General features: G+C 69.8%; 18 protein-coding genes. 2 read left to right on the top strand and 16 right to left on the bottom strand.

Annotated elements, in window-relative coordinates; translation table 11 throughout:
- Positions 1-24 precede the first annotated feature (24 nt).
- From Vgi01_RS13955 to Vgi01_RS13940, 4 genes are all read right to left on the bottom strand, one after another.
- On the bottom strand, positions 25-2,001 hold the full coding sequence (locus Vgi01_RS13955; RefSeq protein ID WP_204291375.1) for an ABC transporter ATP-binding protein: 1,977 nt from the start codon (positions 1,999-2,001) through the stop codon (positions 25-27).
- A gap of 129 nt (positions 2,002-2,130) precedes the next feature.
- Positions 2,131-2,898, bottom strand: a complete 768-nt coding sequence (locus Vgi01_RS13950; protein ID WP_204291289.1) for an enoyl-CoA hydratase/isomerase family protein — start codon at positions 2,896-2,898, stop codon at positions 2,131-2,133.
- 43 nt (positions 2,899-2,941) lie between these two features.
- Positions 2,942-3,169, bottom strand: a complete 228-nt coding sequence (locus Vgi01_RS13945) for a helix-turn-helix domain-containing protein (RefSeq protein ID WP_007072022.1) — start codon at positions 3,167-3,169, stop codon at positions 2,942-2,944.
- Between the two features lie 240 nt (positions 3,170-3,409).
- Positions 3,410-5,014, bottom strand: coding sequence for an ABC-F family ATP-binding cassette domain-containing protein (locus tag Vgi01_RS13940; RefSeq protein WP_102658502.1), 1,605 nt, complete (start codon positions 5,012-5,014; stop codon positions 3,410-3,412).
- Positions 5,015-5,262: 248 nt separating this feature from the next.
- On the opposite strand from Vgi01_RS13940, the gene ypfJ reads away from it, so the two are divergent.
- Together ypfJ and Vgi01_RS13930 are read left to right on the top strand one after the other, a co-directional pair.
- A complete protein-coding gene (gene ypfJ / locus Vgi01_RS13935; protein ID WP_013734926.1) occupies positions 5,263-6,168 on the top strand; it encodes a KPN_02809 family neutral zinc metallopeptidase in 906 nt (301 codons plus the stop codon).
- A gap of 123 nt (positions 6,169-6,291) precedes the next feature.
- Positions 6,292-7,326: a hypothetical protein gene (locus Vgi01_RS13930; RefSeq protein WP_204291288.1), complete on the top strand. Its 1,035-nt coding sequence runs from the start codon at positions 6,292-6,294 to the stop codon at positions 7,324-7,326.
- Between the two features lie 59 nt (positions 7,327-7,385).
- Here the strand turns inward: Vgi01_RS13930 and Vgi01_RS13925 are convergent, their stop codons facing one another.
- The 12 genes from Vgi01_RS13925 to Vgi01_RS13870 form a co-directional block, all read right to left on the bottom strand.
- Complete coding sequence (locus Vgi01_RS13925; RefSeq protein WP_204291287.1) at positions 7,386-8,033, bottom strand: acVLRF1 family peptidyl-tRNA hydrolase; 648 nt, start codon at positions 8,031-8,033, stop codon at positions 7,386-7,388.
- A gap of 89 nt (positions 8,034-8,122) precedes the next feature.
- Positions 8,123-9,430, bottom strand: a complete 1,308-nt coding sequence (locus tag Vgi01_RS13920; RefSeq protein ID WP_204291286.1) for a WxL protein peptidoglycan domain-containing protein — start codon at positions 9,428-9,430, stop codon at positions 8,123-8,125.
- 123 nt (positions 9,431-9,553) lie between these two features.
- Positions 9,554-12,631 carry a M12 family metallo-peptidase gene (locus Vgi01_RS13915; protein WP_239088955.1) on the bottom strand — a complete coding sequence of 1,026 codons (3,078 nt, stop codon included), beginning with the start codon at positions 12,629-12,631 and terminating at the stop codon, positions 9,554-9,556.
- A 391-nt stretch (positions 12,632-13,022) separates the two neighbouring features.
- Entirely contained in the window at positions 13,023-13,679 is a 657-nt protein-coding gene (locus Vgi01_RS13910; RefSeq protein WP_204291285.1) for a LysE/ArgO family amino acid transporter, read from the bottom strand.
- A 230-nt stretch (positions 13,680-13,909) separates the two neighbouring features.
- Positions 13,910-14,347: a metal-sulfur cluster assembly factor gene (locus tag Vgi01_RS13905; protein WP_102658507.1), complete on the bottom strand. Its 438-nt coding sequence runs from the start codon at positions 14,345-14,347 to the stop codon at positions 13,910-13,912.
- Entirely contained in the window at positions 14,344-14,820 is a 477-nt protein-coding gene (sufU, locus tag Vgi01_RS13900) for a Fe-S cluster assembly sulfur transfer protein SufU (protein ID WP_102658508.1), read from the bottom strand. The genes Vgi01_RS13905 and sufU overlap by 4 nt, the downstream gene beginning before the upstream one ends.
- A gap of 42 nt (positions 14,821-14,862) precedes the next feature.
- Positions 14,863-16,167, bottom strand: a complete 1,305-nt coding sequence (locus tag Vgi01_RS13895) for a cysteine desulfurase (protein ID WP_102658509.1) — start codon at positions 16,165-16,167, stop codon at positions 14,863-14,865.
- Between the two features lie 26 nt (positions 16,168-16,193).
- The gene (gene sufC, locus Vgi01_RS13890) at positions 16,194-16,967 is read right to left on the bottom strand and encodes a Fe-S cluster assembly ATPase SufC (protein ID WP_013734934.1); all 774 of its coding nucleotides are present in this window, start codon (positions 16,965-16,967) and stop codon (positions 16,194-16,196) included.
- Positions 16,967-17,293: a non-heme iron oxygenase ferredoxin subunit gene (locus Vgi01_RS13885; RefSeq protein ID WP_102658510.1), complete on the bottom strand. Its 327-nt coding sequence runs from the start codon at positions 17,291-17,293 to the stop codon at positions 16,967-16,969. Before Vgi01_RS13885 ends, sufC begins: the two co-directional genes overlap by 1 nt.
- Positions 17,293-18,435 carry a Fe-S cluster assembly protein SufD gene (gene sufD, locus Vgi01_RS13880; protein WP_102658511.1) on the bottom strand — a complete coding sequence of 381 codons (1,143 nt, stop codon included), beginning with the start codon at positions 18,433-18,435 and terminating at the stop codon, positions 17,293-17,295. The genes Vgi01_RS13885 and sufD overlap by 1 nt, the downstream gene beginning before the upstream one ends.
- Before the next feature lie 77 nt (positions 18,436-18,512).
- Positions 18,513-19,943, bottom strand: coding sequence for a Fe-S cluster assembly protein SufB (gene sufB / locus Vgi01_RS13875; protein WP_102658512.1), 1,431 nt, complete (start codon positions 19,941-19,943; stop codon positions 18,513-18,515).
- Entirely contained in the window at positions 19,940-20,731 is a 792-nt protein-coding gene (locus Vgi01_RS13870; protein ID WP_102658513.1) for a helix-turn-helix transcriptional regulator, read from the bottom strand. The genes sufB and Vgi01_RS13870 overlap by 4 nt, the downstream gene beginning before the upstream one ends.
- Positions 20,732-20,746: the final 15 nt, after the last annotated feature.

Here is a 20,746-nt window from a genome sequence, read left to right as displayed (position 1 = left end):
CCCGCGGGTCAGGTGGCCTGCGGGTCAGTTGGCGGCGGCGGGCGGCAGGGCCTCGTCGGCGACGTACTCGCGGGTGGGGATGACTACCGGTTCCGGGTGCGCGGCGTCGGCGTACGGGCTTGGCGAGTCCGCCACCGCGAACTGGGTGCGGTACAACTCGGCGTAGAGACCGCCGACGGCGACCAGTTCCTCGTGACGGCCCCGCTCGACGATCCGGCCCCCGTCGAGGACGAGGATCTGGTCCGCGTCCCGCACGGTGGAGAGCCGGTGCGCGATCACCAACGCGGTACGCCCGGTCAGCGCCACCGACAGGGCCCGCTGCACGGCCGCCTCGCTCTCCGAGTCCAGGTGTGCGGTGGCCTCGTCGAGGATGACGATCGACGGTGCCTTGAGCAGCAGCCGGGCGATGGCGATGCGCTGCTTCTCCCCGCCGGAGAAGCGGTAGCCGCGCTCGCCCACGGTCGTCTCCAGCCCGTCGGGCAGGGACCGGACCAGGTCGGCGACCTGCGCACCGGCCAGCGCGGCCCACAGTTCGTCGTCGGTGGCGTCGGGCTTGGCGTAACGCAGGTTCTCCGCGATGGTCTCGTGGAACAGGTGGGAGTCCTGGGTGACCACGCCGATCTCGTCGCGCAACGACGCGAGCGTGGCGTCCCGTACGTCCACCCCGCCGACCAGCACCTGCCCGTCGGTGACGTCGTAGATGCGCGAGATCAGCATGGACAGGGTGGACTTGCCGGCACCCGACGGGCCGACCAACGCCACCATCTGACCCGGCTCGACTGAGAACGACACGCCCTTGAGCACCGGCTCGTTGATCGTACGGTCCAGCGTGGCGACCTCTTCGAGGGAGGCCAGCGAGATCTCCGCGGCGCTCGGGTAGCGGAACCGCACGTCGCGGAACTCCACGGTGCCCGTGCCCTTGGGCACCGGTACCGCGCCGGGCCGCTCGGTGATCGCAGGCTTCAGGTCGAGGACCTCGAAGACGCGGTCGAAGGAGACAAGCGCGCTCATCACGTCCACCCGGACGTTGCTCAGCGCGGTGAGCGGACCGTAGAGCCGGGTGAGCAGCAGCGCCAGGGTGACCACGGTGCCGGCGCTGACGTCGCCGCGGACCGCCAGCCAACCGCCGAGACCGTAGGTGAGTGCCTGGGCCAGGGAGGCCACAAGCATCATCGCCACGAAGAAGGTCCGCGAGTACATCGCCGACTGGATGCCGATGTCGCGGACCCGCTCGGCGCGGCGGGCGAACCGGTCGGCCTCCGCGTCCGGGCGGCCGAAGAGCTTGACCAGCAACGCGCCCGCGACCCCGAACCGTTCGGTCATTGTCGCGTTCATCTTGGCGTCGAGGTTGTACGACTCTCGGGTGATCTCGGCCAGCCGCCGCCCGACCCGTCGGGCCGGGATGATGAACACCGGCAGCAGCACCAGCGACAACGCGGTGATCTGCCAGGACAGGGTGAACATCACCGCGGCGGTGAGCAGCAGCTGGATCACGTTGCTGACGACGCCGGACAGCGTGGAGGTGAAGGCCCGCTGGGCCCCCAGCACGTCGTTGTTGAGCCGGCTGACCAGCGCACCGGTCTGGGTGCGGGTGAAGAACTGCAACGGCATCCGCTGCACGTGGTCGTAGACCCGGGTGCGCAGGTCGAGGATGATGCCTTCGCCGATACGCGCCGAATACCACCGTTGCGCCAGCGAGAGCAGCGCGTCGGCGACGGCCAGCCCGGCGATGAACAACGCCAGCCGGGTCACCACCGACCCGCCGTCGGGACCGCCCTGGGTGATGGCGTCGATCACGTCGCCGGCGAGCAGCGGGGTGGCCACGCCGATCACCGCCGCGATGACCACCGTCAGCAGGAACACGACGATATCGCGCCGGTAGGGCTGGGCGAAGGCCACGATCCGCCGGGCCACGCCGCGCTGGAGCCGGTGGGTGGAGATCTCGTCACGGCTGCGCATCGACCGGAGCATGCCCCAACCGCCCATGCCGCCAGCGGCCATGTGGTTGGACACCGCCACCTCCGGGGTCGTCACGTCATTCGAGCCGGCACGTCACACTGCCGTCGGGTCGATTCTCCCGATGACTACGACAACCTCGTACGTAACCCGGACCTTCCCGATCGGTCCTTACTATTCTCCGCGCCCCGTGAGATCGCGCAGCCGCCGGGTCTGTGCCTCCCGCTCGGCCCGCTGCTGCTCGGCATGGCTGCGCCCGGCAGCACCGGCGAGCAGCGCCTTGATCTCCACGACCGCGTTGCGGTTGTTGGCGAGCAGACCCGCGGCGAGATCCCGCACCGCGTCGTCGAGCTCGGCGTTGGGCACGACGACTGTGGCCAGCCCGATGCGGTCCGCCTCGGCGGCGTCCATCCGCCGGCCGGTGGCACAGATCTCCAGCGCCCGGGCGTAGCCGACCAGTTCGACCAGGCGCTTGGTGCCGGCCAGGTCCGGCACCAGCCCGATCGTCGCCTCGGCCATGGACAGCTTGGCGTCGGTGGCCAGCACCCGCAGGTCACAGGCGAGCGCGAGTTGGAAGCCGGCACCGATCGCGTGGCCCTGCACGGCGGCGATGGAGATGATGTCCGGCCGGTGCAGCCAGGTGAACGCGGACTGGTAGACCGCGATCCGGTCGGCGCACTCCGACTCGGGGAGGGCGGCCAGCTCGGCGAAGGAATCCGGGCCGGAGGCACCCGCGATCGACAGGTCCAGTCCGGCCGAGAACGCGCGCCCCTCACCACGGAGGATCACGACGCGTACGTCGCCGGGCAGGGCCCGGGAAAACTCGCTCAGCGCGCGCCACATCGCCGGGGTCTGCGCGTTGAGCACGTCGGGCCGGCACAGGGTGACTGTGGCCACCGGCCCGTCGCAGTCCAGCCGGACCCCGGTCGCCTCGGTGGTCACCGGGCGGCCCGGGTCACGGCGATGGGCGCCGTCAACCGGCGCGTCATGCCTTCTTACGCCGTCGCGCGCCGCCGCGCTGCCGCAGCTGCACTCCGGACTCGGTGAGTACCCGGTGGATGAACCCGTAGGAACGGCCGGTTGAGGCCGCGAGGGCACGAATGCTCTCTCCCCCGGTGTACCGCTTGACCAGGTCCTTGGCGAGCGTCTGACGCTCGGCTCCGACGATCCGGCGACCCTTCTCAGTGCTGGTGGCTGTGCCCGTGGCTGCCATGCTGTGTCCTCACGTCCCAGACTGTGCGGTTCGGATACGGTCCCACCTATTAGACCGTCTCGAACGATCATGCGCCAGATATCAACTATTCGCCAACCGACACGCTATGCAATGTCAGCTTCCCGATAGGTAACCCACCCCACCCCACCGACCGCCCCCTTGATCAAGAGCTTTTCGTCTGATCCGAACGCGATTTCAAGCGCGAACTTCTTGATCAACAGGTGGGTGGGAATGGGTGGGTCAGGCGAGTTCGACGAGTTCGAGGAGGTCGTCGCTCCAGGCGTCCTCGTCACCGTCGGGCAGCAGGATGGCGCGGTCGGGCTTGAGGGCGAGCACGGCGCCGGGGTCGTGGGTGACCAGGACGATCGCGCCGGGATAGCGGGCGATGGCGTCGAGGACCTGCTCCCGACTGACCGGGTCCAGGTTGTTGGTCGGCTCGTCGAGCAGCAGCACATTCGCACCGGAACACACGAGCGTGGCCAGGGCCAGCCGGGTTTTCTCCCCACCGGAGAGCACCCCGGCGGGCTTGTCCACGTCCTCGCCGGAGAAGAGAAACGCACCGAGGATCTTGCGCAGTTCGGTGTCGGTCTGTTCGATCGCCGCGGCCCGCATGTTCTCCAGCACGGTCCGCTGCACGTCAAGCGTTTCGTGTTCCTGGGCGTAGTAGCCCAGTCGCAGCCCGTGCCCGGGGTGCACCCCGCCGGTGTCCGGCTCCAGCAGACCGCCGAGCATTCGCAGCAGCGTCGTCTTGCCGGCACCGTTGAGCCCGAGGATGGCCACCCGGGAACCCCGGTCCACCGCCACGTTGACGTCGGTGAAGATCTCCAACGAGCCGTACGACTTGGACAGGCCGGTCGCGGTCAGCGGGGTCTTGCCGCAGGGGGCCGGCGCGGGGAAACGCACCTTGGCCACCTTGTCGGAGACGCGTACCTCCTCCAGGCCGGACATCAGCCGCTCGGCCCGGCGGGCCATGTTCTGCGCGGCGACGGTCTTGGTGGCCTTGGCCCGCATCTTGTCCGCCTGGGCCATCAACGCGCCGGCCTTCTTCTCGGCGTTGGCCCGCTCCCGGCGGCGCCGCCGCTCGTCGGTCTCCCGCGCCTCCAGGTACGCCTTCCAGCCCAGGTTGTAGACGTCGACCACGGACCGGGTGGCGTCGAGGAACCAGACCTTGTTGACCACCGACTCCAGCAGGTCACCGTCGTGGGAGATGACCACCAGGCCGCCCTTGTGGTTGGCGAGGAAGCCGCGCAGCCAGGTGATCGAGTCGGCGTCGAGGTGGTTGGTGGGCTCGTCGAGCAGCAGAATGCCGCCGCCGTCGTCGCCCGCGTCCCGGAACAGGATCCGGGCCAGTTCGATGCGGCGGCGCTGACCGCCGGAGAGGGTGCCGATGGTCTGGGCCAGGGCCCGGTCGGGCAGCCCCAGGTTCGCGCAGATCCGCGCCGCCTCGGCCTCGGCGGCGTACCCACCGAGGGCGGCGAACTGGTCCTCCAGCGCGCCGTAGCGGCGGACCAGCTTCTCGTCGCCGCCGTCGGCGAGCTTCGCCTCCAGGTCCTTCATGCCGGCCATCAGGGCGTCCAGGCCGCGGGCGGAGAGCACCCGGTCGCGGCCGGTGACCTCCAGATCGCCGGTACGCGGATCCTGCGGCAGATAGCCGACGGGGCTGCGCCGGTCGACCTGACCGGCGTACGGCTGGCCCTCACCGGCCAGCACCTTGAGGGTGGTGGTCTTGCCGGCGCCGTTGCGGCCGACAAGGCCGATGCGGTCGCCGGGTTGCACCCGCAGCGTCGTGTCGGACAGCAGGATCCGGGCGCCGGCGCGCAGTTCCAGGCCGGTGGCAGTGATCATGTTTCGGGTACTCGCTCTCGGGATCCGGAGGGCTGACTCAGGGCACACGAAAGCGCCGGCGGATCGTGGGGACCCGTCGGCGCGGGGCGTTCAGCCTTCGCAGAGCAGCACGGCGACAAGTGTACTCGGCCCCGGTTGCGGGGCACCGGGGATTATCAACCAAGATCGTCGGGTACCGGATCGCCCACCGGAGCCTGTTTCCGGCACCGCGACCACCCTCAACTGATCACCGACTGATCGGGGTCACCATGGAGCTGAACGAGAACGCCCGCATCGACACCAGCCAGATCGACGACCGACGCGGCAGCGGCGGAGGCGGTGGGATGGGCATCCCCATCCCGATCGGTGGTGGGCGCGGCGGCATCGTCGGGATCGTCATCGCCGTACTGGTGGCCCTGGTCGGTGGTGGCCTCGGCCTGAACGCGATGACCGGCGAGGAGGGCGACAACGCCGCGCTGGAGCAGCGTTGCGAGGAGGCCCCGGACGCGCTGGAGCACCTGGACTGCCGCAACAACCTGTACGTCAACTCGATCCAGGCGTACTGGCGTACCGCCCTGCCGGAGGCGTTCGGCGAGCAGTACCGCCCGACCCGTACGGTCTTCTTCGATCGGGCCGTCAACACCGCCTGCGGCTCGGCCGACTCCGGCGTCGGCCCGTTCTACTGCCCGGCCGACTCACTTGTCTACATCGACCTGTCGTTCTACGAGGTGCTCTCCGAGCAGCTCGGTGCCAGCGGCGAGTTCGCCCAGCCGTACGTGCTGGCCCACGAGTACGGCCACCACGTGCAGAACCTGCTCGGCACCAACGAGCAGGTCCGCCGCGCCCAGCAGCGCGACCCGGGCGCGGCAAACGAACTGTCGGTACGGCTGGAGTTGCAGGCCGACTGCTACGCGGGCGCGTGGGCCAAGAACGCCACCGGCACCGCCGACGACCGCGGCCAGAAGATCTTCACCAGCATCACCGAGCGGGACATCGCCGAGGCCATCGACACCGCCGAGGCGATCGGCGACGACGCCATCTCCGAGCGGGCGAACCGGCCGGTGAACCCGGACGAGTTCACCCACGGCTCGTCGGCCGACCGTAAGCGCTGGTTCAACCGGGGCTACGAGAGCGGCGACCCGGCCACCTGCGACACCTTCAGCGGCGCGGTCTAGGAAGGGCCCCTTCCACTACCGGGCTCCGTTCGGGCTGGTGCGGGCAGGAGCGGGATTGTTACTCTACGTTGCCGGATGACCCCCAATGCAGCCAGACCCTCGTCGGTCCGCCAGGGAGCCGCCATGCCTTCGAACGAGCACCGGCCCACCGTCATCTCCCGCCGTTCCAGCAGATTCGCCGCCGCCCTTCTGGCCACGGCCGTCGCGGTCGCCACAGCGGTGCCCGCCTCCGCCGCGGCGGCCCGGCCGCCGTTCACCTACCAGGCTGTCGACCTCGGCTTCTACGCCCACCCCTCGCTCCTGGCTCTCAACGAGCGGGGACAGGTCGTCGGCACCGACGCCGGGAGCCGCATCAGCTTCATCTGGCACGCGGGGCAGGGGAAGCCGCTGCCCCTGCCCGCCGACGTCCAGCGGTTCTCGGTCCGGGACATCAACAACGCGGGCGTGGTGGCGGGCAGCGTTTCCGACATGTGGGGAGGCGATCAGGCCGCGCTCTGGCGTGACGGCCAGGTGACCCGGTTGGCGGCGCTCGGCAACGAGGAGAGCGTCGCCTACTCCATCAACGACTCGGGGGCGGTGGCCGGCTACAGCCGAGCACCGGACTGGCCCGACAGCACCTTCCTGATGCGGCGGGGCGAGACGATCCAGGTGCAGCGCAACAACATGTACCACGGCAGTCCGGCGTTGCTGAACAACCGGGGCGACCTCGCGGTCCAGTACGTGATCGAGAACTGGTACCAGATTTGTGACTGCTTCGGTGGCCGCTGGCGCAACGGCGTACTCACCCCGCTGGGCACCCTCGGTGGGCCGAGCTGGAATTCGCCCACGGACATCAACAACCGGGGTGAGATCGTCGGCTACTCGCACAACGCGGATCGGGCGTTGCGGGCCTACCTGTGGCGGGACGGGACGATCCGCGACCTCGGCACGCTGGGTGGCAGCGTCAGCGAGGCGACGGGGATCAACGACCTCGGCGAGATCGTCGGTCACGCCGACCTCGCCGACGGCGGGTCGCACCCCTTTATCTGGCGGCGTGGCCGGATGATCGACCTGACCACCCTCGGGCTGCGTCCCACCGACCGGGTCGTCGACATCAACAGCCGGGGGCAGATCGTCGGCGTACGCGACGGCCGGGCGATCCTCTTCGTCCGGTCCTGAGCATTGCTGAGCCGGCCGTCCGGTCGCCGGGTCGAAACACGACCTGACGCTCAGAGCGGTCAGACGGGGTCGCGGACGAGGATGCGGACTGCACGGGCGGCGGTAGCCGCGTCCTGGAGCACCGCGTATCGGGGCTCGGGTACGTCGAGCAGCCGCTCGGCGCGCAACGCGGCCAGCGGGGCCAGCCTGCGGTCAGCGAGGATCCCGTCCACCGTTCGTCGGTCACCGCCGACGACCAGCGCGGCCAGGCGGCCGGCCTCCGGCAGCAGCAGCCGCACCGCAAGGTCCGCCGCCTCGCCCAGGGCCGCCTTCGCCTGGTTGTCCCGGCGGCGGGCGAACCGCTGCTGCGACCAACCACCTGCGGCGGTACGCCCCTGCACGTACCGGGTGTCCACCTTGTGCACCGGCAGCCGCTCCCCCTCGGCGATGCCTACCGCCACCGCGCCCTTACGGGCCAGCAGCAGCCCGATCCGGCGGGACGCCACGGCCTGCTCGACGAAGGCATCCAGGTCGGGCGTCGCGGGTACGCCCGGCGGTCGGTGCAGCTCGGCGGTGGCACCGTCCGGGGCGGCCAGCAGCAGGCCGTACTCCTGGCCGGTGACGGTGGGCGGGCCGTGCCGGTCGGTGAAACCGGCGACCCAGCGTGCGATGCGGGCCGGGTCGACCTCGACCCACCGGCCGCCGCCGGCAGCGGGTCGACTGGTCATGCCCCGACCGTACGGCATCGCCCCACGCGTCCCACGACCACCGCGACGCTCGTCGGGCTACCGGGCTACCGGACTACCGGGCTACCGGGCTACCGGGCTACCGGGCTACCGGGCTGGTCGGTGGCTGCGGTCGGCTGCGCGGGTACGGCGGGATCCTGCTGCGCCTCACCCGACGGCGCAGCCTGCTCCGGCACGGCGGCCTCACCCGACGGCGCAGCCGGCTTCGACACCGCGGCCTCACCCGACGGTGCAGGCGCACCAGAGGGCGCAGGGCCACCAGATGTGGGCGACTTCTCCCCCGGGTTGGCCTGGGCAGCGACGGCCCGGCGGCGACGGATCCGCAGGTACACCGTGGCGCCGGCCACCAGCAGTGCCGCGAGGAGCAGCCACGGCATCGCCCAGATGCTCTTGTCGGTGCGCACCGACGACAGGACGCTGCCGTCGGCCATGGCGGGAGTCAGCTCCACCTCGGCGGTCAGCCGCACCGCGGGCGGCACACCGGTGGCCCGCTCGGTGATGGTGAAGACCGAGCCGGGAAGCAGTTCCGGCAGCGCAAGCCCTTCGCTCTGGGCCAGCTTCCAACCGAAGGGGCCCTTCACGGTCACCTTGCCGGTACCGCCCAGACGGACGTTGCCGGTGTTGCGCAACCGGTAGGTGACCACCATGTCGGTACGGCCGAAGGGATTGATCGGCGTCTCGTATTCGACGTCCATCGACTCGACCGTCAGAACGGGAGCGACATCGCCGGTGACCCGGAGGTAGACGCGGGCCGCGACCCGCCGGTCCATCTGGACCTGCTGCCCGTCGGCAGTGACACCTGTCTGCCGGACCGCGGCGATCACCCCGCCGATGTGGTCGCCCGGGGTGGCGTTGGTGGGCACGCTGATCTCGAACCGGATGTCCGCCCGCTTGCCCGGCTTGACGGTGACACTCTTCTTCTCGACACGGGTCCAGGAGCCGACGTCCGTGGGCTCCTGGTTCGCGGGCAGCAGCGAGAAGGCGCCGTCGACGGTGGTGAAGGCGTCCGTGGCGTACACCTGGAACGTCAGTGGCCGGTCGCTGAGGTTCGTCACCCCGACGTAGTCGAACAGGGTGCTGCCGGGGGCCACGTCGTAGATGAAGTGGTTACGTCCGGTCGGGCCCTTCGGCCCGGAGGGCTGCACCGAGAAGCGATCCACCTGCTGCCCGGCGTTGCTCCCGGTGGCGCCCGGCGCGGACGGGCTGGGGCTCGGGGTCGCCGGAGCGGCGGCGGCCGGCGGCGCGATGCTCAGTGCGAGCAGCGCCGCGCCGAGCGGTACGCCGATGCGGGTCGCGACCGCGACAAGGGACCGACGCGCCCGGGACGCCGTGGCGTCGGGCGCGGGTCGGAACCGGGACAGGAACGTTGCAGAGGGCATACCGGGGCTCCGGAAGATCGTGTGTTTCAGCGGGTCGGGACGGCGGGACGGGAGTTGTGCCCCCGTCCCGCCACCGGTGGGGCGGATTGCTCCGCCCCACCGGAATGACCCGACTACCCGAACCTAGGAGAGGGTCAGGGTCAGGGTCGCGATGTAGTCGCCCGCCCGTGCGGAGGACGGCACACCGAGGTTGAGCTCAGCGTCACAGGTGAACACGCCACCACTGACCCCGGCAGCCGAGGTGCAGAGGGCACGTGCCTCACCCAGACCGGCGCCGGGCTCGGCGACGGCACCCGGGGTGACGACACCCTGGACACCGATGAACCGCTCGGTCTGAGCCTCCGCCGACGGCACCCAGCCGAGGTTACCGGCAGCGATGCTGGCACCGTTGGTCGAGGTGAAGTCGGAGACCTGGCCGGTCAGGCTCCAGCCGGCGCTGGTGCCCCGCAGGTCCTCGACGGTGGCCTGGTTCAGCGCACCGGTGGTGATGTCACCGAGGTTGACCGCCGGCAGGGCGACGGTCGAGCCGGCGACGGACAGCGCCAGCGGACCCGGCTTGACGGTGGTGGTGATCTGCTGCTGCGCGTCCCCACCGTTGAGCAGGATGGTGAAGTCGGCCTCGTTGACGGCGAAGAAGACGTTCCCCACCGCCTCGATCTTGATGCGAGCCTTGTCCGTCGAGACGTTCGGCAGGCGCACCTCGGCGCTGCCGCTGTTCGCGGTGCTCTCCGCCAGCACGTACGGGAAGGTCTCCCCACCGTCGGCGGAAAGCGTGATCTTCACCTCGCTGACGTTCACCGGCGCCTGGTCGGTGCCGGCGACATCCCAGGTCACCGTCTGGGTCGAACCGCCGTCGAGGCCGGCGTCGGTGCCCTGCGAGGTGACCAGGAACGGCCCGGCCTGCGGAGCCAGGGCCACAGCGACGTTGGCGCTGCCCACGCCACCGCCACCCAGCCGCCCGTCGCGGGCGGTGAGCTTGAAGTTCATGGTCCGGTCATTGTTGAAACCGACCCAGTCCTGAGTGGGCAGGAACTCCGAGTAGCAGTCCACGATCTCGGCGGGAACGTTCGAGGCGCTCCCGCTGGTCGGCGGCGCCGGTGCGACCGGGCAGGCGCCCGTCTTGGCGTTGGTGTTGCCGGCCAGGATCTGCTTCATGTCCGGGAAGACCCGGGTCGAGTTGGTGGTGACCACGTTCTGACCCGGCGAGTGGTACTGCTGGGCGTCCTCCGGCGTCACGTTCGCCGCCTCGCCGAAGACCCGGAACAACGGACCGTTGGTCTTGGTGTTGTTCATCAGTGCGGTACCGGCGGAGCCACCCCGGTCGTTCTGCTCCCACAGGTAGGTCAGCGCGTCGCCGTCGGCGTCGGTGGCGCTACCGGTGAGCGCGAACGGGGTACGCACCGGGATGGTGACGCTGTCCGGCACGGTGACCACGGGAGCGTGGTTGGCCGTCTCCTGCACCAGGTGCCCACCGTTGTCGATGGCACCACCCTTGGACGTCTCGCCGACGAAGCCGGAGGCACCGAAGACGTTGGTCAGGGCGAGCTGCTCGACGTTGGTCTGGGCCAGCGCGCCGGTGAACGTCACCTGGAAGCCGGTGTCGTTCAGCGTCCCGCTGCCGCCGAAGGCGGCGACGTTCACCGTGGCGCCCGCCGGCCAGCCCGGGATCGCCTCGATCGCGGCCTTGATGCCGGCGGTGGTGTAGTTGACGCCACGCACGATCGGGGCCGAGTTCGCGCCACCGTAGCTGATCGTGAAGGAGTCACCATCGGTGTCGAAGTCGCGCAGCGAAACGGTCTGCACCTCGTTGATCGCCGGCCGCGTCGCGTTGACGAAGGTCGTGATCTCGGTGAAGGTGCGGTGCGACCAGTACGGGTCGGTGTGCGGCTGGAGGTTGTCCTGCCGGCAGATACCGGCGTACGCCATGATCGACGAACCGCTGCCCGGCTCGTACGAGTTGGCCGCGCTGCGGTTGCCGCCGGAGCAGTTGTGCTGGTTGCCGTTGAAGGTGTGGTTACCGGCGAACTGGTGACCGATCTCGTGTGCGACATAGTCGACCGCGAAATAGTCACCGACCGGGTTCGGCAGACCGGTGCAACCGCGCGCCTTGCCGTCACCACCGACAACGCCGAGGCCGGCGATACCGCCACCGGCGAGGCCGAGGGCGATGTGTCCGACGTCGTAGTTGCCGGCGCCGACGATCTGACCGAGGACGATCCGGTTGCGGTTCAGCAGACCGCTGCTGCACCCGGCAAGCTGGGCCGGGGTGTAGCAGGGTGCCGCGCCACACGGGCCGTTGGGCTCGGTGGCCAGCGCCGGGGTGTTCAGGTTCGTCTCGTCGGTGGCGTTGACCAGGACGAGCCGGATCGCGGTCTCGTCCTCGTAGATCTGGTTGACCCGGTTGATCAGCGTCACCTTCGCCGCGGTCACGTTCTCCGCGCCGAAGTAGTTGGCGTACGACGGGTCGGTGACCATCGCGAGCCGGTAGGTCCGCAGCGACACCAGCGGGCCGATGACCGGCTCATCCGCGTGGGCCCCGATCTCTTCCTTCAGAGCGTGGGCCGCCGTCTCGACGTCCTCGTGCTCGTGGAATTCACCGTGGGTGTCCTCCAGGTCCCTGGCGAAGTAGCTCGCGTACAGGCTCTGGTCGCGCTGGTAGACCGGGTCGATGTACCAGGTGCCCTCGGACGAGCGCACCGAGGCGTGGAAGCCGAGCGGGGTGAGGTCGGCCCGCACCGTCGCGGTCGGGTCGTCCACGCCCTTGCCCGCGTACGTGGTGATCTCGGGGTGAGCGGCGGCGAGGTCGGCTTCCATCACCGGCGACTCGACCAGCTCGAAGCGCTGGAACGTGCCGTCCGGGGCGGGCAGCGACACCAGCTGCCGCTGCTGACGGGCGGCGAGACGGTTCTCCACCGGCGCCTTGTCCAGCAGGCTCTCGATGCCGGCCCGGTCGAGCGTGAAGGTCTTCTGCTTCTTCGCCTTGATGGCGGCCTTCTTGCCCGACTTGGTCGGAGCGGGCTTGCCGTCCACCTTGCGCCAGAGGCTCTCGCTCGACGGAGCGGCGACGGCAGCGGTGGGCGCGGCCAGGACCGGCAGCATCGCTGCGGTCAACGCGGCGGCCAGGACGCCCGCCAGTCGACCACGACGCGGCGGGCCGCTGCTGCGCCCGCCACGCGCTTGTGGGGTGAGGATGATCCTCAAGGTTGCTCCCAGCTGTGAAGGGGAATGACCAAACGTGCCCTCTCCTTCGGTATTGGAGAGGGCAAGATGATCAGGATTTGCCAGCACCCTAAACACGAGATGAATTCAGGGCATCGGACGGAAGGGTGAGGTCCACCTGGCAGGACGTTGGCCGACAGGCGCTCGGCAGTCAGGAATGGACCGCAGCTCCACTGATTCGAGCCTCAGGCATTACCGAACGGATGATCAAGGCCGACTGCGGGACGACCATGATCCAACCGTTCGGCGCACGGGACCGACCGTCCCTCCAGCAGCCTTCTTTACCTGGCTGCCACACGATCAACATGCAACCGTCATATCTGTGGTGTCTGTCGCAGATGACGACCGTCACCACGGTCGTGACGACAGTCGCTTAGTGTCCATTCAGCAGCATGGCGACGGCGAGCGCGGCGATGACGGCGCTTGACGACAGCGCCGTCACCAGCCTGCCCCGCACCCCGGTGAGCACCCGCCCGACCATCGTGCCGCCTGCGGCGATCAGCAACTGCCAACTGGCCGAGGCGAGGAACACCCCCAGGGTGAACAGGGTCGCCAGGGCGAACCCCGATCCGCCGAACTCCACCCGACCGAGCACCAGCGCCGTGAAGTAGACGACTGTGGCCGGATTGAGCAGGGTCAGCGCGAGGATCCCGGCGAAGGCCCGGATCGGGGTGTCCAGGCCCCGTCTCGCAGCCCCGCCGACGTCCGCTGCCGGGTCGGCCGCGCCGCGCGGCCGCAGCGCCCGCCACGCCCCGTAACCGGCCAGGCCCAACAACACCGCCGCCGCGACCAGTCGCAGCGGCGTGGCGAACGGTGCCAGCCAGCCGGCGACCACGGCCCCGCCGAACGCCGCCACCCCGGCGTAGATCCCGTCGGCAGTGGCCACCCCGAGCGCAGCGGACGCACCGACCCGGAACGAGGTCCGCGCGGCGAGCCCGAGGATGAGTACGGCGATCGCGCCGACCGGAATGGCCACACCGTAGCCGGCGACCACACCGGCCAGGAATGCGCCGGTCACGACGGTCGACAAGGGATCGAGACGCCACGTGCCGAGTTCTGCTGTCGACCCGCGACGATGGTCACGGTGACAGGGAACGGCTCAATCGCAAGCGCCTCGCACACGCACACGATCTTGCACGAGGCGGCTGCCTCACGCCAGCGGTTAACATCCCGCGAATCAAGGGCTGACCTCGGCAAACCCACGCAAAGACGCCCGGAGCACCGGCCGTGGCCGGTGCTCCGGGCGTCTGGATGTCCGCGTCAGACGTTGAAGCCGAGGGAACGGAGCTGATCCCGACCCTCGTCGGTGATCTTGTCCGGACCCCACGGCGGCAGCCAGACCCAGTTGATCCGGATGTCGTTGACCAGGCCGCCACCCGGGCCGGTGGTCAGCGCCTGGCGGGCCTGGTCCTCGATCACGTCGGTGAGCGGGCAGGCCGCCGACGTCAGCGTCATGTCCAGGGTGGCCACGTTCTCGTCGTCGACATGCACCCCGTACACCAGGCCGAGGTCGACCACGTTGATGCCCAACTCCGGGTCGACGACGTCCTTCATCGCCTCCTCGACGTCGGCCACGGCGGCCTTGCCGCGCGCTGCCGTACCGTCGGCAGCGGGCGTCGCCGACGCATCGGTGGCCGGCGTCGCCGCGCTGTCGGTCGCCACGGCGCCCGCCTCCGGCGTGCTGGTTTCCTCGGTCATGCCTTCACCTCCGTCGGGCTCGCGCCCACACCGGCGCGTGCCGCGGCGTCCTTGAACGCCATCCACGGCAACAACGCGCACTTGACCCGGGCGGGATAACGGGCGACACCCTCGAACGCCACCCCGTCGCCGAGCACCTCCTCGTCCGGCGTGACCTGGCCACGGCCGGACATCAGCGCCACGAACGCCTCGTGCACCTGGAACGCCGCCACCGCCTCCCGGCCGGTCAACAGCTCGTGCAGCACGCTGGCCGACGCCTGGCTGATCGAGCAGCCCATGCCGTCGTACGACACGTCGTGCAGCACCTCACCGTCGGTGGCCACCCGGACGGTCACCTCGTCACCGCACGTGGGGTTGACGTGGTGCGCCTCGGCCACCCGGTCGGCCGGGTCGGCGGCGTCGCGCAGCCCTCGCCCCTGCGGGTGCTTGTAGTGATCCAGGATGATCTCCTGGTAGAGCGATTCAAGCTGCATCAGGCTGAGCTCCTGTCGACTCGCGGACTCCTGCGTCGCCGCTCACTCGAACACCTTCCGCACCTGCTCCAGGCCAGCCACCAGGGCGTCGATCTCCTCGGTGGTGGTGTAGAGGTAGAACGAGGCCCGGGTCATCGCCGGCACCCCGAAGCGGGTGCAGACCGGCCGGGCACAGTGGTGGCCCACCCGCACCTGCACACCCAGGGAGTCGAGCACCTGCCCGACGTCGTGCGGATGCACGTCGCCGAGGGCGAAGGAGATCGTGCCACCCCGGCCGACCGGCACGTCCGGGCCGAAGATCCGCAGGCCGGGCACGCTACCCAGAGCATCCAGGGCGTACGCGGTCAACTGCTTCTCGTGCCACTGGATCGCCCGCATGTCGAGCGCGGTGAGGTAGTCCACGGCCGCACCCAGCGCGACCGCCTCGGCGATCGGCGGGGTGCCCGCCTCGAACCGGGCCGGCGGCGCGGCGAACGTCGAGCCGGCCAGCGTCACCGTCTCGATCATCGAACCGCCACCGAGCACCGGCGGCATCGCGGCGAGCAGTTCCGACCGCCCCCACAACACCCCGATGCCGGTCGGGCCGCACATCTTGTGCCCGGTGAAGACGATGAAGTCGGCGTCCATGTCGACCACGTCGATCGGCATGTGCGGCACCGACTGCGAGCAGTCCCACAGCAGCAGCGCGCCCACCTCGCGGACCCGCTCGGTGATCCGCGCGGTGGCGTTGACCGTGCCGAGGATGTTTGACACGTGCACCAGCGAGACGATCTTCGTCCGCTCGGTGACCAGGTCCGTCAGCCCCGACTCGTCCAGCCGGCCCTGCTCGGTGACCGGGAACCAGCGCAGCGTCGCGCCGGTGCGCTCGGCCAGCAGCTGCCACGGCACGATGTTCGAGTGGTGCTCCATCTCGGAGATGACGATCTCGTCACCCGGGCCGAGCCGGAACCGAGGGTCGGCGTCGGCGCGCAGCGAGGCGTTGGAGAAGGCGTACGCCACGATGTTGATCGCCTCGGTGGAGTTCTTGGTGAACACCACCTCGTCGACGCTCGGCGCGTTGATGAACGACGCCACCTTCGCCCGAGCCGACTCGTACCCCTCGGTGGCCTCGGTGCCCAGCGTGTGGACCGACCGGGACACGTTGGCGTTGTGCTGCTCGTAGTGCTCGCGCAGCACGTCGAGCACCTGACGCGGCTTGTGCGAGGTGTTGGCGCTGTCGAGGTAGACCAGCGGATGGCCGTTGATCTCCCGACCGAGGATCGGGAAGTCGGCACGTACCGCCGCCACGTCGTAGCGCGGCTCGTCGTCGTACTGCGGCATCCCCGGCGGGATCGCGATGGTGGTCATCGTCGTGACCAGCCTTTCCTCTGGGATCAGGCCCGCGCCGAACCGGCCCCGGCCACGTACCGCTCGTAGCCCTCTTCCTCAAGCTTGTCGGCCAACTCCGGGCCACCCTGCTCGACGATCCGGCCGGCCACGAAGACGTGCACGAAGTCCGGCTTGATGTAGCGCAGGATCCGGGTGTAGTGGGTGATCAGCAGCAGGCCGGTGTCACCGGTGTCGCGCACCCGGTTCACGCCCTCGCTGACCACCCGCAGCGCGTCCACGTCGAGGCCGGAGTCGGTCTCGTCGAGGATGGCCACCTTCGGCTTGAGCAGCTCCAGCTGCACGATCTCGTGCCGCTTCTTCTCGCCGCCGGAGAAGCCCTCGTTGACGTTGCGCTGGGCGAACGCCGGGTCCATGTGCAGGCGCTCCATCGCGCCGCGCAGCTCGGCACCCCAGGTCCGCAGCTTCGGCGCCTCGCCGTCGATGGCGGTCTTGGCGGTACGCAGGAAGTTCGCCACCGACACACCGGGCACCTCGACCGGGTACTGCATGGCCAGGAAGAGGCCGGCGCGGGCCCGCTCGTCGACGGACATCTCCAGCACGTCGACGCCGTCGAGGGTCACCGAACCGCCGGTGATCTCGTACTTCGGGTGACCGGCGATCGAGTACGCCAGGGTCGACTTGCCGGAGCCGTTCGGGCCCATGATGGCGTGGGTCTCGCCGGAGCGGACGGTCAGGTCGACACCGGCCAGGATCGGCTTGAGCTCACCCTCGGGCAGCTTGACCGACACCTGCAGGTCACGGATCTCCAGGGTGCTCATTATCGGGTCACTCCATTGCTCGGCGTCAGACTGACGTAGATGTCGCCGTCGCGGACTTCGACGGGGTAGACAGGGACGGGTTCGGTCGCGGGCAGGCCGCTCGGCTCGCCGGTACGCAGGTCGAAGCGGGAGCCGTGCAGCCAGCACTCCAGCGTGCAGCCCTCCACCTCACCCTCGGAGAGCGCCACCGCGGCGTGCGAGCACTCGTCGTACACGGCGTAGAACTGGTCGTCCTCGCCGTGCACCAGCGCGATCTGGGTGCCCTCGACATCGGCGCTGATCGCGGTGCCCTTCGGCACGTCCTCGACCGCACAGATCCGGATCATCAGGCGCCCGCCTTGGACAGCCGCGCCTCGATGGTCTCCCCCAGCCGCTCTCGCAACTCCTCGACCGGGATCTTGTTCAGCAGCTCGGCGAAGAAGCCGCGCACCACCAGCCGGCGGGCCTCGGCCTCCGGGATGCCCCGGGCCATCAGGTAGAACAGCTGCTCGTCGTCGAAGCGGCCGGTGGCGCTGGCGTGACCGGCACCGGCGATCTCGCCGGTCTCGATCTCCAGGTTCGGTACGGAGTCCGCCCGCGCGCCGTCGCTGAGCAGCAGGTTCCGGTTGATCTCGTACGTGTCGGTGCCGGTCGCCTCGGCCCGGATCAGCACGTCACCGACCCAGACGGTGTGGGCGCTCTCGCCCTGCAACGCGCCCCGGTAGCCGACGTAGCTGCGGCAGTCCGGGACGGTGTGGTCGACCAGCTGGCGGTGCTCCAGGTGCTGGCCCGAGTCGGCGAAGTAGACGCCGTACAGCTCGGCCTCGCCACCCCGATCGGTGTACTCGACAGTGGTGTACTGCCGGACCAGGTCACCGCCGAGGCTCACCTGCACGTGCAGCACCCGCGCGTCGCGGCCCAGCTTCACCTTCAGGTGCTGGGCCTGCACCGCGTCGTCGGCCCAGTCGGCGACGGTGACCAGGGTCAGCTTCGCCCCGTCCCCGACGGTCACCTCGACGTTGTCCGCCAGCGTCGCCGAACCCACGTGCTCCAGCACCAGGATCGCCTCGGCGAACCGGCCCACCTCGACGACGGTGTGCCCGAAGGCCAGGCCCTCGCTGCCCTCACCGACCACCCGCAGCACGGCCGGGCCGCTGACCACGGCGTCCTGGGCCACCCGCACCAGCAGCGCCTGCTCGACGCCGCCGTAGGCCAGCGCGCTGACCCGGTCGAACGGGGTGAGCACCGTACCGACCCGCGGGTCGTCGCGGCCGATCCGCTCCACCAGTACGCCCTCGGGCAGGTCGGCGTACTCGTGCCGGACCGTGCCGGTGGCGATGCGATCGTCACCGACCAGCCCGCGCAGCCGCTTGAGCGGGGTGAATCGCCACTCCTCCTCCAGGCCGGTGAGGGCCGGGAAGTCGGCGACGTCGTACGAGCGCAGCGCCTGCGACTTGGTGGTCGGCGGCGCGGAAGCCTGGATAGTCATCTCGTCCTTGGTCTGTTCTTGCGACGACGGTCTGGTGCTGGGGTGGCGGGCCGGACGTGCCGGCCCGCCGGGCGGGGTCAGCCGACCGCGCCCTCCATCTGCAGCTCGATCAGGCGGTTGAGCTCCAGGGCGTACTCCATCGGCAGTTCCTTGGCGATCGGCTCGATGAAGCCACGCACGATCATCGCCATCGCCTCGTCCTCGCTCAGGCCCCGGCTCATCAGGTAGAAGAGCTGGTCCTCGCTGACCTTGGAGACGGTGGCCTCGTGCCCCATCGAGACGTCGTCCTCGCGGATGTCGACGTACGGGTAGGTGTCCGAGCGGGAGATGGTGTCCACCAGCAGGGCGTCGCACTTGACCGTGCTGGCGCTGCTGTGCGAACCCTCCAGCACCTGCACCAGACCCCGGTACGAGGTCCGGCCGCCACCCCGGGCGATCGACTTCGACACGATGGTGCTGCTGGTGTGCGGTGCCGCGTGCACCATCTTGGCGCCGGCGTCCTGGTGCTGCCCCTCGCCGGCCATGGCCACCGAGAGCACCTCGCCCTTGGCGTGCTCGCCGGTCATGTAGACCGCCGGGTACTTCATGGTCACCTTGGAGCCGATGTTGCCGTCGATCCACTCCATGGTCGCGCCCTCGTGGCACACCGCGCGCTTGGTGACCAGGTTGTAGACGTTGTTCGACCAGTTCTGGATGGTGGTGTAGCGGCAGCGGGCGTTCTTCTTGACGATGATCTCGACGACCGCGCTGTGCAGCGAGTCCGAGGAGTAGATGGGCGCGGTGCAGCCCTCGACGTAGTGCACGTACGCACCCTCGTCGACGATGATCAGCGTCCGCTCGAACTGGCCCATGTTCTCGGTGTTGATCCGGAAGTACGCCTGCAGCGGGATCTCCACGTGCACGCCCTTCGGCACGTAGATGAACGAGCCACCGGACCACACGGACGTGTTCAGCGCGGCGAACTTGTTGTCGCCGACCGGGATCACCGTGCCGAAGTACTCCTTGAAGATGTCCTCGTGCTCCTTGAGGGCGGTATCGGTGTCGAGGAAGACGACACCCTGCTCCTCCAGGTCCTCACGGATCTTGTGGTAGACCACCTCGGACTCGTACTGCGCCGCCACACCGGCGACCAGCCGCTGCTTCTCCGCCTCGGGGATGCCCAGCCTGTCGTAGGTGTTCTTGATGTCCTCGGGCAGGTCCTCCCAGCTGGTGGCCTGCTTCTCGGTGGACCGCACGAAGTACTTGATGTTGTCGAAGTCGATCCCGGTGAGGTCGGCGCCCCAGGCCGGCATCGGCTTGCGCTCGAACAGCCGCAGGCCCTTCAGCCGCAGGTCGAGCATCCAGGCCGGCTCGTTCTTCTTGGCCGAGATGTCCCGCACCACCGCCTCGTTGAGGCCACGCTGAGCCACAGCGCCGGCGACGTCCGGGTCGGCCCAGCCGTACTCGTAGTTACCGAGGGCGGCGAGCTGCTCCTCCTGGGTCAGGGGCTGGACGATCTGCTCGGTCATCTATCTGTCCTCACAGTGGTGACGGTCGTACCGGACTGGGCAGGCGGCGAACCGGGAATGTGCGTGGTGCACACCCCGTCACCGTGCGCGATGGTGGCCAAACGTTGCACGTGCGTGCCGACCAGGCGGGAGATCACCGTGGTCTCGGCCTCGCACAGCGCAGGGAACTCGGCGGCCACGTGCGCCACCGGGCAGTGGTGCTGACACAGCTGGCCGCCGGAAGCGATCGTGGACGCACTGGCAGCGTAACCCTCGGCGGTCAGCGCGGCGGCGAGAGCCTCCGCCCGCGCCATCGGGTCGTCCCCGGCGTCGGCCAGGGCCGCCTGACAGCGCGCCTCCAGGGCGGCCACCTGCTCGGCGGCGAACTCCTCCACCGCGCGAGGGCCACCGGTGCGGGCGATCCACCGCAGCGCGGCGGTGGCCATGTTGTCGTAATGGTGGGTGCCGCAGCGGCTACGCGCGGCATCGGTCAGCAGGAACACCTTGGCCGGACGGCCCCGCCCCCGGTGACCGCGTACCGTCTGCTCGCGGGCGACCACGTCACCATCGGCGAGCATCGCGTCGAGGTGCCGGCGGATCGCCGCCGGGCTGAGCCCCAGCGCGCCGCCCAGCTGAGCGGCGGTGGCGGCGCGGCGCTCCAGCAGCAGCTGGGTGACCCGGCTGCGGGTCGACGAGTCGGCGCTGGGAGTAGCATCCGCTACCGGCCTGGTGGAGGCGGGTGGCGTCGAGCTGCCGGCGGCCGAATCGGCTGCCGACGGGTGCTCGGGGAGCCCTGCCGCCTTTTTCACAACGCCCACGTTACG

It is taken from the genome of Micromonospora gifhornensis, assembly GCF_016863515.1.
GTDB classification, from domain to species: domain Bacteria; phylum Actinomycetota; class Actinomycetes; order Mycobacteriales; family Micromonosporaceae; genus Micromonospora; species Micromonospora gifhornensis.
Note: the sequence above shows the minus strand (reverse complement) of the source record. Positions and strands in the feature narration are given on the sequence as shown.